Source organism: Phytoactinopolyspora mesophila (assembly GCF_010122465.1).
GTDB classification, from domain to species: Bacteria; Actinomycetota; Actinomycetes; order Jiangellales; family Jiangellaceae; genus Phytoactinopolyspora; species Phytoactinopolyspora mesophila.
In genome coordinates, this window is the sequence record NZ_WLZY01000009.1 from 51,170 (window position 1) to 63,428 (window position 12,259).

A 12,259-nucleotide genomic window follows, 5' to 3' on the forward strand; every position below is an offset into this window, starting at 1 on the left:
TGCTGTCGGCCTGGCCTGGAACGTGTCGATGCAGTCGCGGGACATAGCCAACCATCATGAGCGCTAGACCGCCGGCCTTCAACTTCAACAAGGCGCAAGTCCATATATTGGACTCGATATGACCGAATTGTGAGACGCATCGCCAGCCAGTCACTCTCGGTGCCGTTTTAATTGACCGATCGTTCCAGATAAGCTACGGTTATCCTCATGGCCCGGACCAAAGAATTCGACCCCGACGCGGTCCTGCAGCGCGCACTCGAGCTGTTCTGGGAGAACGGCTACGAGGCGACCTCCATGACCGACCTGGTCGAGCATCTGGGCATCGGCCGGGCCAGCATCTACGCCACGTTCGGCAGCAAACACGATCTCTACCTGCAAGCGCTCAACCGGTACCTGGAGACCCGCGACCCCAGCCTGATCGAGCTGCTCTCGCAGCCCGGGCCCGCCTTGCCGGCCGTGCGGACGCTGGTGGAGACGTATATCGCGGAAGCCGCAGAGGACCGCCGCCGGCGGGGGTGCATGGTGGTCAATGCCGCCACCGAGATGGTTCCGGGCGACGAACAGGTCGCGAGATTCGTCGAAAGCTCCTGGAACACCCTCGAGGCTGCCCTGACGTCAGCCTTGACCCGGGCGCGCGCCCAGGGCGAGATCGCCGCCGACTCCGATCCGCGCGCGCTGGCGCGCTTCCTTCTGGTCTTCCTGCAGGGGGTCCGCGTCACCAGCAAGGGCGCGATGCCGCCGAACTGGCATCGAGACGCAGCCGATCAGGCTCTCGCGATCCTGCGCTGATCCACCGACACCTGCCGCAACAGGAGCCTAAGCGTGACCTCTTATTGGACCGTTCAGTCAAAAACTGCGTTGCCGTTTGCTGTGCTCGGCGCCACACAGGTTGGGCTGATAGCCGCCATCACCCTCATCGTGGTGCCGCTGCCAGCGATCCAGCGCGAGTTCGCCATATCACCGTCCGAGTTGGCACTGCTCAGCGCCGCATACGGGCTAGCATTCGGTGGGCTGCTGCTCGTTGGCGGGCGGCTCGCCGACCGGCTGGGCGCCAACCGGATGTTCATCAGCGGCATGTCGATCTTCGGCACCAGCTCTGTCATCGGCGGATTCTCCGCCGAGTACCTGATGGTGCTCGGCGCGAGGTTCACTCAAGGTATCGGTGCCGCGCTGGCCGCTCCCGCAGCGATCGGCCTCATGATGCGCCTCTATCCGGACCAGCACCGCCGCAACCGCGCACTTGCCGTGTGGGGAACGCTGTCCGTCACCGGCGCTGTCACCGGAACTGTCGCCTCCGGCCTGATCACCACCGTCGCATCGTGGCGGTGGACGTTCTTCGTGCCGGCTTTGATCGCCGTCGTCGCCGCAGCCGGTGCGCGGCACCTGCCCCGAATTCACCCACACGCCACCTCCAGGCTCGGCGTGGTCGACGGCACACTGGCCACCACCGGACTGCTGATGTTCAGCTACGGAGTGCTGGAATCCGCACCCGCGCTCGTGGCGGCCGGTGCTGTCACGCTGACCGGTTTCCTGATCCGCCAGGCCCGCAGCGCGGATCCGCTCTTGCCGATCGCGATGATCGCCGACCGAACGCGCGGCGTCGCGCTGCTCGTCATCTGGCTGACCGCCGCGGCAAGCACGACGTCGACCTTCCTGCTCAGTCTCTACCTTCAGCAGATTCAAGGCCGGAGCGCAACAACGACGAGCGCCGCTTTCCTCCCGTTGCTGCTCGTCATTGCCATGGGCCCGATCAGCGCGCGACTTGCCGGCCGGTTCGGCGCCCGCCACATCACCGTGCTCGGATCACTGCTGGCTGCCGCCTCAATGGCTCTACTGAGCCGGATCAACGTCGACTCGCCGTACAGCGGCGTGATCCTGGCGGCGTTGATCATCTTCCCGATCGGTGCCGGACTCGCCTTCGCCGGCGCAACCGTCGCCGCCCTGGGCGGAGTCGCACAAGAACGCCGCGGAGTCGCCGGTGGCCTGGTCAACACCGCGATGGAGATCGGCCCGACCGTCGGGCTCGCACTGCTATTGGCTTTGGCCAGTAACCGCACGCACGGCCTGCTGCGCTCCGGGCATGACGCTGTCCAGGCGACCACGTCCGGCTACGCCGCCGCGATGGCCGCCACCGCGTTGGCTTTCGTCGTCATCGCCCTCGCTGTCAGATTCACCTTCGAGAGAAAGAAGCAACCATGAAGTATCGGGACAAGATCGTGCTCGTGACCGGTGGCGGATCCGGCGTCGGCCGGGCCACAGCCTTGGCGTTCGCCCGCGCCGGCGCCGAGGTGGTGGTCTCCGGCCGAAACCCGGAGACGCTCGGGCACACGGTCAAACAGGTGGAGACTCACGGTGGCCGAGCGGTGGCCATCACCGCGGATGTCACCCGGTCCACGGACGTCGGCCAGCTCGTCGACGATGTCATTCAGCGGTTCGGCCAGTTGGACATCGCGGTCAACAACGCCGGCGTCCTGGCGGTCGGAACGGTGACAGAGCTGCCCGAGCAGGAATGGCACCGGGTGCTCGACGTGAACACCACCGGCGTCTTTCTCGCCATGAAGCATCAGATCCCGGTGATGCGCGCTGCCGGAGGCGGCGTCATCGTCAACATCGGCTCCAACATCGGCGCGCACATGCGGCTACCCGGATTTGGCGCGTACGCCGCGTCCAAAGCGGCTGTGGGCGTGTTGAGCCGGACCGCGGCTCTCGAGTACATCCGCGACGGCGTGCGCATCAACGTCGTCAGCCCTGGGCCGGTGGAAGCCCCCATGTCCCTGTTGCCCGGCGAGACCGATGCCGATCGTGCGGCGCGGTTCCAGGACCAACAGCCGATAGGCCGGATCGCCACCGTGGACGAGGTCACCTCCGCTGTCCTGTGGGTGGCCTCCGACGAGGCGTCCTACGTCGTGGGGCATGACCTCGTCATCGACGGCGCGGCAACGGCCTGATCACTCGCCCGCCACCGCGGCCGCGCGAGTGAATACGTCGTCGAGCATCTGCTCGGTGAGCTTGCCGGTGAATGTGTTCTGCTGGCTGGGGTGGTACGACCCGATCAGCGTCACCGCGCCCACCACTCGCGGCAACACGACCTCAGCGCCGTGACCGAATTTCGGCCGGGGACGTGGGATGCTCACGCCGAGGCGTCCGAGCGTCGTCAGCGCAGCCGTCCAGGCGTAGGACCCCAGCGCCACGACGGCCCGCACGGAAGGCAGCAGCAAGCCCACTTCCCGGTCGAGCCATGCAGAGCACGCGTCCCGCTCAGCCGGGGTCGGCTTGTTGTCCGGCGGCGCGCACCGGACCGTGGCGACCACACGGACGCCGGCCAGCCGCAGTCCATCACCCGCATGCTCCGACGTCGGCTGGTTGGCGAAGCCGGTCCGGTGCAATGCGGCGAAGAGCCAATCGCCGCTACGGTCGCCGGTGAAGATCCGGCCGGTGCGATTGCCTCCGTTCGCCGCCGGCGCCAGGCCCACGATCAGGACGCCGGCTTCCGGGTCGCCCCAGCCCGGCGTCGGCCGGCCCCAGTACGGCTCCCCGGCGAACGAGTGCCGCTTGGTGGAGGCGACATCTTCACGCCATTGCACGAGCCGCGCGCAGGCGCGGCAGACCGAAGAGCAGGCAGTCACCTGGTCCAACGACGCGTCAGCCGCTAGTGCCGCGACGTCGGAGGCGGAGCAGGCCACCGGCGTGTCACCAGCGGCCAGGTCGTCCGGCCAGCCCTGACCTGGCGGCACCGGGCTGGCAAAAGCTGTGCCCGTCACGGGATGGGGTAGTTCCACATCGCCTCCACGAATCTTCAGACCGTACCCGCCCGATTCTGCCCTCCCGGCGGCGCGGCGAACGATTCCCCACCCGGTACCTGATCTGCCGGAGCACCCGTCGAGCCGCGCGGCGGCACGCTAACCGCGTGATTCGCGAAGAATTTTCGACAGACGAGCTTTCTTGCTTCCTATTGACGCCAAATTTTCATGTCCGGCAGGATGATCTCTCATGTGACTCACTGTGTACGCACCGTCACCCGGCGACGGCGGCGACCAGATCACGCCTGGAGGTCCAGATGCGTCCCCCGTCTATCTCTCGCCGACGTACCCGGATCGGTGCCGGCGCCGTCGGCATCGCCATGTTGGTTCCCCTTGCCGTCTCTCCGATCGGGGCGGCAAGTTCGGACGATGCTCCATCGCCTACCGAAACCCGCCAACAGCAGTTCGCCGCGGCTGCGGGCGAGTTCGGCGTTCCCGAGGCTGTGCTGCTGGGGGTTTCCTATCTGCAGTCCCGCTGGAACAGCAATGCCGGCTCGCCTAGCACGAGCAGCGGGTACGGCCCGATGCACCTGACCGACGCCGAGTACGTGGCCAGCCTGCCCCACGGCGATCACCACCACGGCGACGGCAAGGATCCACGCGGCGACGACTCTCGTGACACGCTGAGCATCGCCCATCCCGACGTTCCTCCACCGGACGACGACGCGCTGCGGACCCTCGGCACCGCGGCCACACTCACCGGCGAGGCCGAAGCCGCTCTACGGGCCGACCCGATGGCAAACATCCGAGGCGGCGCGGCGCTGCTCGCGTACTACCAGGAGGAGCTCGGCGGATCGACCGGAACGTCGGCTGATCCGGCCGATTGGTACGGCGCCGTCGCGCGGTACAGCGGAGCGGAAACCGTCGACGCCGCTAGTTTCTTCGCCGACGAGGTCTACGCGACGATTCGCGAAGGCGCCCAGCGCATCACCGACGACGGCGAACTCGTCACCCTCGCCGCGAACCTTGAACTCACCCCGGACCGATCTACCCTGGCTGAGCTGGGCTTGCGCAACGTCGACCGCCCGGACGAGATCGAATGCCCGCCTGATATCTCCTGTGAATGGCTGCCCGCGCCGTACGAGCTACGCGGGGACGGTACCAACATCAACAGCTATGGCAACCATGACCTCGGCGATCGTCCCGAGCAGCAGAAGATCGAGTACATCGTCATCCATGACGCCGAGGGCTACTTCGACTCGACAGTCCGCCTCGCCCAGGACAAGAACTGGGTTAGCTGGCACTACACACTGCGCTCGTCGGATGGGCATATCGCCCAGCATCTCGAATCGACGAACGTGGGCTGGCATGCCGGCAACTGGTTCGTCAACGCTAAATCGATCGGCCTCGAGCACGAAGGCTTCGCCGCGCAAGGCACCTGGTACACCGAAGCCATGTACCGGACGTCGGCCAAGCTGGTCCGCTACCTCGCCAAGAAGTTCGACATCCCGCTGGACCGGCACCACATCATCGGTCACGACAACATCCCGGGAATCACGCCCGACTTCGTCCGCGGGATGCACTGGGACCCGGGGCCGTACTGGGACTGGTCGCACTACTTCGACCTGATGGGCGCGCCATTCCGGTCGACCGGAACGCCTCGCACGGGCCTGGTCACGATCGACCCCGACTTCGCCACCAACCAACCAGCGTTCACCGGCTGCGAGGAAGCCGGGGTGCCGTGCCCGGCGCGTGGCTCGTCAGCGGTGATTCTGCACACCGAGCCGAGTCACGACGCTCCGCTGGTCAACGACATCGCGCTGCGCCCGGACGGCACTCCGGCCACGATGCACATCTCCGATCACGGAGCGCGAGCCTCAGGCGGACAAACCTTCGCCATCGCAGACCACGAGGGCGACTGGACCGCGATCTGGTACCTCAGCCAGAAGGCGTGGTTCTACAACCCGCCGGAGAACCGGGCCGCTGTGTGGTCCAAGGGCTTCGTCGCCACCCCGAAAGCGGGCCTCGACGAGATTCCGGTCTACGGGCGTGCCTATCCCGAGCCGGATGCCTATCCGGACGGCGTACCGGTCCAGCCCATCGTGCCGCTGCAGTACACGATCTCCGCGGGTGAGCGCTATGCCACGGGTCCGGCGTTGCAGGGCGAGTATTACCGTGCGACGACGTACGACGGTTCCTCACCCGGCGACTGGACGCTGATCAGCGGCGACATGGAGTACGTGCAGATCCAGCTGGGCCATCGGATGATGTTCGTCGATCGGGCCGACATCGACCTGATTCCGGCGGTACGCGGCGCACCCCGGTAGTGTCCCGAACCGGACCCTCATGGTCGGCACATGGCTGAGGGATAGGTGTAGCCAGAGCCGCACCTATCCCTCAACCATCTTTGCCGCTCCGCCCTGGTGTCTTGAGCTCAGGTGGTGACAAGGCTCCAGGCGATGCCGTCGAGGATGTCGTGCTCACTCAGCACCACTTCCTCCACCCCGGCCCGCTCCGCGACGCAGCGCAGGATCAGCGCACCGGCGGCGATCACGTCAACCCGGCCAGGGTGAATCACCGGAATGGCGGCACGCTCGTCGTGCGACGCGGCCAGCAGCCGATCGCTGATCTCCGCGACGCCACGCACCGGCACCCGCGCATGGTGAATGGCGTCCCGATCATAGGCGGAAAGGCCCAGGTGAATGGCGCCGACGGTGGTCACCGACCCGGCCAGTCCGATCAGGCTGGACGCGCCCCGCAGCGGGACGGTCTCGGCGACGTCGTCGAGGGCGGCATCGATATCGGCGCGGGCTCGCGCCACCTGCTCCGAGGTGGGCGGATCGTCGGCGAAACAACGCTCGGTGAGCCGGACCGAGCCGATGTCGACGCTGCGCGCCGCCTCCGGCTCTTCGGTTCCGTGCACGAACTCCGTCGAGCCCCCGCCGATGTCGACGACAAGATAAGGACCGGGCACTTCGGAGCCCAGGTCACGGGTCGCTCCGGTGAACGACAGCCAGGCCTCCTCATCACCCGACACGACCTCGGGATCGACACCCAGCACCGACCGGACACCTTCGACGAACACGTCGGCGTTCGCGGCATCGCGGGTGGCGCTTGTGGCGACCATCCGGACCTTCTCGACTCCCCAGTCGTCGATGACCTGGACGTACTCGCGCAAGGCGACGATGGTGCGCTCCAACGCCTGCTCCCCCAACCGACCGGTGCGATCCACGTCCTGCCCGAGCCGGACGATCCGCATCTGCCGGTCCAGATCATGCTGGCCGCCGTCGCCGGGATCGAGTTCGGTGACCAGCAACCGGATCGAATTGGTACCGCAATCGAGCGCCGCCACCCGCCTCATGCCGGACGCCAGGTGCATGTCTCGGCTGTCCAGGGCTTGTCGAGGGTGGCCATCCGCTCCAGGGTCAGGTCGCCCAGGGGGTTGACGCCGGGGCCCACCGCGAGACTGTGCGCGGCCAGCACGTGCAGGCATTTCACTCGGGACGGCATTCCGCCGCCCGACACGCCGGCGATCTCCTCGACGTGCCCGATGTGCTCACGCCTGGCCAGGTAGTCGTCATGCGCGGCCCGGTATGCCTCCGCCAGTTCGGCGTCCGCGGCCAGTAGCCCAGCCATCTCGGTCATCACGCTCACCGACTCGAGTGTCGACGCGGCCGCAACCGCCCGCGGGCAGGTCAAATAGAAGAGCGTCGGAAACGGGGTGCCGTCGGGCAGCCGGGGCTCGGTCTCGACCACGGTTGGGTGCCCGGAGCCGCACCGGTGGGCCACCGCCCGCACGCCGCGCAGCGGACGTCCCAACTGCTCCCGCAGGATGTCGGAGTCCTCAGTGGTCAGAGTCGACAACGTCACCAGGCTGGCCCTCTCGCGTCGTGCGGGCGTGGGGGGCAAAAGCCGCCGCCCATGGTGCGGCTGGGCATCGAAACGCGAGGAACGAGCGTTTCGCGGGCGAGGGCGGTGGCTTTTTGCCCCCGACGCCCAAACCCCGCACTCACGGTAGGTCCTCGTCGGGAATGTCGTCGGCCGCCTGCAGGGAGCTCCACAGCCGCTCATGCCATGCGCCGTCCCCGGCCGGGGGAAGCCCTTCGGGTCCTGGATCGTCCTCTTCGTCGTCGCCGGGGTGAACCACCACGTAGCCCTGTTCCCCCGGCATCACGAAACCAAGGCGCTCACGGGCCTGGATGGCCACATAGGCGGGGTCGTCCCAGAGTTCGAGCTCGACCTCCAACTGCTCGACCTGTTCTCGCAGCTCGACCGCTTCCTGCTCCAACGCGCTGCGCTCGTTGTGTTGCTCATACCACGTCCGTAACGGATAGGCATACGACACGAGAAGGACAGCTAGCACCAGGGTCAGGACCGCCGCCCGTCCCGTGATCGACGGTTTGCCACCGGGTGCTCGCGGCCGGGGCGGCGGTGGCGGCGGTGGGCCGATGCGGTTCTCGTCGCCGGAACTCTCGACACCTGCTCGCCGCCGCACCGTTTCCCGGCCCGGCCGCGGCCCGCCACGGGTGGTCCGGGTGGCCGGGCGCCGCTTCGTCCCGGCGCTGCCCGCGGGGCGAGCGCCGGGAGAACGACGAGAACCAGGCACAGCTACTTATTAAACCGCGGGAAAGCCGCAGAACCGGCGTAACGCGCGGCGTCGTCGAGCTCTTCTTCGATCCGCAGCAACTGGTTGTACTTGGCGACCCGCTCGGAGCGAGCCGGCGCCCCGGTCTTGATCTGCCCCGCATTGGTGGCCACCGCGATGTCGGCGATGGTGGTGTCCTCGGTCTCACCGGAACGGTGGCTGATCATGCTCGCGTAGCCGGCCCGGGTAGCCATGGCGACCGCATCAAGCGTCTCTGTCAGCGTGCCGATCTGGTTGACCTTGACCAGCAGGGCATTGGCGGCTCCGTCGCTGATGCCCCGGCTCAACCGCTCCGGGTTGGTGACGAACAGGTCGTCACCAACGATCTGCACCCGGCCGCCGAGCGCCTCGTTCAAGGTCACCCAACCGCTCCAGTCGTCTTCTGCCAGCGGGTCCTCGATGGAGACGAGCGGGTAGTCAGCGACAAGCTGGCCGTAGTACTCGCTCATCTGCTCGGCGGACTTCGACTCGCCCTCGAAGGTGTAGCCGCTCTCGCTGAAGAACTCCGTGGCGGCGACGTCGAGAGCGAGCGCCACCTGCGAACCGGCGGTGAATCCGGCCTGTTCGATGGCTTGCAGGATCAGATCGAGCGCAGCGCGGTTGCTTGGCAGGTCGGGCGCGAAACCGCCTTCGTCGCCGAGGCCGGTCGCCAGGCCCTTCTCCTTCAGCACCTTCTTCAGCGCGTGGTAGACCTCGGCACCCCACTGCAGTGCGTCCCGGAATGTCTCGGCACCGATAGGCGCGATCATGAACTCTTGGATGTCAACGTTGCTGTCCGCGTGCGCACCACCGTTGAGGATGTTCATCATCGGCACCGGCAACAGATGCGCGTTGGGGCCGCCCAGGTACCTGAAGAGCGGCAGATCGGCAGACTTGGCGGCGGCCTTGGCGATGGCAAGAGACACGCCCAAGATCGCATTGGCCCCGTACTTGGCCTTGTTCGGGGTGCCGTCGAGATCGTTCATCTCCTGGTCGACGAGCCGCTGGTCGCTGGCGTCGAATCCGAGAAGCTGCGGAGCCAGATCGTCCATGACGGCCACAACCGCCTTCTCGACCCCCTTGCCGAGATAGCGCTGTTTGTCGCCGTCGCGCAGCTCGACCGCCTCGAACTGGCCAGTGGAGGCACCGGACGGGACAGCGGCTCGCGAGAGCGTGCCATCGTCGAGTGCGACCTCGACCTCGATAGTGGGGTTGCCGCGCGAGTCGAGAATCTCGCGGGCTCCGATCGCTTCAATCGTGGCCACGTCTTTCTCCTGATGTCGGGGATGTCTGGGTGCCCGCGGGGCACGCAAGGCGCGATGGTGACGACGTCGTCACGGCGCTGTTACTCCTGGAAGCTTAAGGGGTAGCCCGGACGGGACGCCGATCGGCATGCCCGCTGGGTGAGTGCCGTTCCGCGGAGTCGGAGCGCAGGCCACGGCACACCTCCTCAATCTTCCTCGTCACGCTCGTCAGCGATGATCCGCAGGTTTTCCGCCAGGGAACTCAGCCGCTGGCTCATGGTCTGCACGATACCCTCTGCCTCGTCGGCCAGCCTCCCGGCGAAATCGCCGTTCTCCAGCTGGCTCGAGAGTTCACGCTCCACCGGCACGACAAGTTCGTCGACATCATCGGCCAGTTCCCGGAGCCGCTCGGCTTCGTCCATGCCAGGGATCGTATCTGGATACCGTTCTTGCCGATAAGCTCAAGACGGACCGCATCGTGGCATGATCAACCGGGACGGCCAAGCATGGGCAAGGTAGCGATCGATCCGGACGGAGCCGATGAACTCGCTCGCCGGTTGGAGGACCTGTCGGAAGCGATCGGTGACGCACGATCCACGGCGTGGTCGCTTCGAGTGCGGTGGCGCATGCTCAGCACCTGGCAGGACCAGCAGTGGGCCAACGGGCTGGCCGGCCGGCTGCGCACGGCCGCGGCCATCGTGCGCGGCGACGACAACCTGCCGTCGAACTGGCCGCAGATTGCCGCCCAGTACGACCTCGCTGACCATATCGAGCTGGCCGACCTCGAAAGAGAGCTGAGCAACCACGCCGAGATGGAGCTCGACCAGCTGGAGCACCTGCTGGAACTGGCCCGCGAGGCCGAGATCCCACCGGCCGACTATGCCGAAGCGCTGCAGGACTATTGGGATCGACGCGCGCTCGAGCGCGCCGGCATTGATCCGGACGAGTGGGACCCTTCACTCGGCGCCGACGCGCAGGCCGACATCATCGAGCGGGTCTATGTGTACTACGCCGAGGTCTACGGTGAGGACAACGACCTGATCTGGGCCGGTATGGCGAACATGATCGGGCCGTCCTTCGCTGCCGGCTTCTTCGATCTGGCCGAGTTCCGGGACATCGCTCAACGGGTTCGCGGCAGGGCTGCTCTGAGCTCCTTCCTTCCCGCCACACCGTTCTGGAGCAGGATCTCGGGAACACTCCTCGCAGAAGCCGCCGACATGACCGATCAGGAACTCGCGTACTACGAAACCACGTTTCTGCAAATGCAGAAGGACATCTTCTTCGACCTGGCGCCCGTTCACGAGGCCTACCTCAGTGGCGGCATCGAAGCGGTCGAGGAAATGCGCGCGGCCGGCATCATCGACCAGGATGTGTACAACGCCTGGGAAGACATCAGCTCGGGCGACCCCGCCCTCGTCGAACAGGGCAATGAAGCGCTGCTGCTCCGGGAGCAGCGCGACATCATCGACGACTACTACCAGGACATGTACAACCGATTCCCGAGCGGCCCGGTGGTCACCCAGTTCATGACCTGGATCGGCGCCCCGTCCATTCCTGGCGCCAAGAGTTATCCGGAGGTCTTCGACTGGTCCGGGAACATCGCGCACTTCGAGGACCGATGGGATCTGATCCAGCAAGACACCTTGCCCGCATTCCTCGATCTATGGCGCGACGACCGTGAGCGCACCAACGACATCATCTCGTCACCGGTGGGTCCGCGCATCGACGAACAGCGTATGAAGGAACGTTTCCCGCCGCTCGGCTGGATTCTCGACGGTCCGCCGATCGGGATTTCGCTTCCCGACGTCCCGGGCTTCGACCCGAGCTTTCCCTCCCCCATCGATTTTCTCTTTCCCCGCCTGCCTTGGTAGCCACGGACCACCGGATGCCCACTCGCCAGATTCGCGCGCGCCGCAGCCGATGGGCTGCTTCGGCACTCCTGCTGATCATCCTCTTGGGAGCATGTATGAACGACGACGACCGCAGCGGCGACTACGCCTTCGACGTGGTCAGAACCGATCGGCACGAGCTGGATCTGCGGACTCCGCCGACCCGTGAGGCCGTGGGGATCAGCGAGGACAGCACCGGGGTATCGGTCGCGGCCGACGACGAAGCATCCCGGGTAATCCACGCCCATGTCTTGCTGCCCGACGGCGTCGAGCTGGATCTCGAGCCGTACCGGCTGGTCGTGGAGCCGCGTGCTGGTTCGGCACGCCCACAGGGCCTGACTACCCGCACGGCCCCGCCGGCGCGGGCCAACCTGATGTTTACCTTCGAGACGGTGGACGAGGCGAGCGCGTTCTTGAGTGAACTGGCCGCGCAGCTTGGCGAGCACCGCGGCACACTCACCGACGACTACATCGAGCGGACCAGCCAGATCCTCGCCACCGGCGAACGCCCGCACCCATTGATCGCCTCCGCCGAGATCGGCTACCTGACGTTGTCCGTCCGCCCACGAGCCGGTTCGTCCGCCGGAGGGCGTAGCACCGCACACATCACGTTCAACTGGTCAGCGATGCCCGACGACTGACCGGCTCAGTCGGATGGAGTCTCTTCATGGTGTGGTGGGCATCAGCGAGGGAGGTCGACGGCGAAGCCCCTCCGACCGAGTCTGCTGGGCAAGAAGTGGCTCCATCCGACTGAGCCGCCAT

Annotated in this window: 12 protein-coding genes; 6 read left to right on the plus strand and 6 right to left on the minus strand. The window is 66.6% G+C overall.

Going from position 1 to position 12,259, the window contains the following annotated elements; genetic code table 11:
- The first annotated feature begins 207 nt into the window (after positions 1–207).
- Genes F7O44_RS22795 through F7O44_RS22805 form a run of 3 tightly spaced genes read left to right on the plus strand, consistent with a single transcriptional unit; the run spans position 208 to position 2,948 of the window.
- Entirely contained in the window at positions 208–789 is a 582-nt protein-coding gene (locus tag F7O44_RS22795; RefSeq protein WP_162452613.1) for a TetR/AcrR family transcriptional regulator, read from the plus strand.
- A 33-nt stretch (positions 790–822) separates the two neighbouring features.
- Positions 823–2,199, plus strand: coding sequence for an MFS transporter (locus F7O44_RS22800; RefSeq protein WP_162452614.1), 1,377 nt, complete (start codon positions 823–825; stop codon positions 2,197–2,199).
- Positions 2,196–2,948: an SDR family NAD(P)-dependent oxidoreductase gene (locus F7O44_RS22805; protein WP_162452615.1), complete on the plus strand. Its 753-nt coding sequence runs from the start codon at positions 2,196–2,198 to the stop codon at positions 2,946–2,948. Before F7O44_RS22800 ends, F7O44_RS22805 begins: the two co-directional genes overlap by 4 nt.
- On the opposite strand, the gene F7O44_RS22810 is transcribed toward F7O44_RS22805, so the two are convergent.
- Positions 2,949–3,779, minus strand: a complete 831-nt coding sequence (locus F7O44_RS22810; RefSeq protein ID WP_162452616.1) for a uracil-DNA glycosylase family protein — start codon at positions 3,777–3,779, stop codon at positions 2,949–2,951.
- Between the two features lie 278 nt (positions 3,780–4,057).
- Between F7O44_RS22810 and F7O44_RS22815 the strand changes: the two genes are divergently transcribed.
- Complete coding sequence (locus F7O44_RS22815; RefSeq protein WP_162452617.1) at positions 4,058–6,067, plus strand: N-acetylmuramoyl-L-alanine amidase; 2,010 nt, start codon at positions 4,058–4,060, stop codon at positions 6,065–6,067.
- Between the two features lie 107 nt (positions 6,068–6,174).
- Here the strand turns inward: F7O44_RS22815 and F7O44_RS22820 are convergent, their stop codons facing one another.
- From F7O44_RS22820 to F7O44_RS22840, 5 genes are all read right to left on the minus strand, one after another.
- Positions 6,175–7,101 carry a Ppx/GppA phosphatase family protein gene (locus F7O44_RS22820; RefSeq protein WP_162452783.1) on the minus strand — a complete coding sequence of 309 codons (927 nt, stop codon included), beginning with the start codon at positions 7,099–7,101 and terminating at the stop codon, positions 6,175–6,177.
- Positions 7,098–7,613 (minus strand): DUF501 domain-containing protein, encoded by a 516-nt coding sequence (locus F7O44_RS22825; RefSeq protein ID WP_425501422.1) that lies wholly within the window; start codon positions 7,611–7,613, stop codon positions 7,098–7,100. Before F7O44_RS22825 ends, F7O44_RS22820 begins: the two co-directional genes overlap by 4 nt.
- Before the next feature lie 136 nt (positions 7,614–7,749).
- Positions 7,750–8,346 (minus strand): septum formation initiator family protein, encoded by a 597-nt coding sequence (locus F7O44_RS32060; protein WP_162452619.1) that lies wholly within the window; start codon positions 8,344–8,346, stop codon positions 7,750–7,752.
- 2 nt (positions 8,347–8,348) lie between these two features.
- Positions 8,349–9,629 carry a phosphopyruvate hydratase gene (gene eno / locus F7O44_RS22835; protein WP_162452620.1) on the minus strand — a complete coding sequence of 427 codons (1,281 nt, stop codon included), beginning with the start codon at positions 9,627–9,629 and terminating at the stop codon, positions 8,349–8,351.
- A 185-nt stretch (positions 9,630–9,814) separates the two neighbouring features.
- A complete protein-coding gene (locus F7O44_RS22840; protein ID WP_162452621.1) occupies positions 9,815–10,030 on the minus strand; it encodes a hypothetical protein in 216 nt (71 codons plus the stop codon).
- An 84-nt stretch (positions 10,031–10,114) separates the two neighbouring features.
- Between F7O44_RS22840 and F7O44_RS22845 the strand changes: the two genes are divergently transcribed.
- Both F7O44_RS22845 and F7O44_RS22850 read left to right on the plus strand, forming a co-directional pair.
- Positions 10,115–11,479: a hypothetical protein gene (locus F7O44_RS22845; RefSeq protein ID WP_162452622.1), complete on the plus strand. Its 1,365-nt coding sequence runs from the start codon at positions 10,115–10,117 to the stop codon at positions 11,477–11,479.
- Positions 11,480–11,574: 95 nt separating this feature from the next.
- Positions 11,575–12,138 (plus strand): hypothetical protein, encoded by a 564-nt coding sequence (locus tag F7O44_RS22850; protein ID WP_222851616.1) that lies wholly within the window; start codon positions 11,575–11,577, stop codon positions 12,136–12,138.
- Positions 12,139–12,259 lie beyond the last annotated feature (121 nt).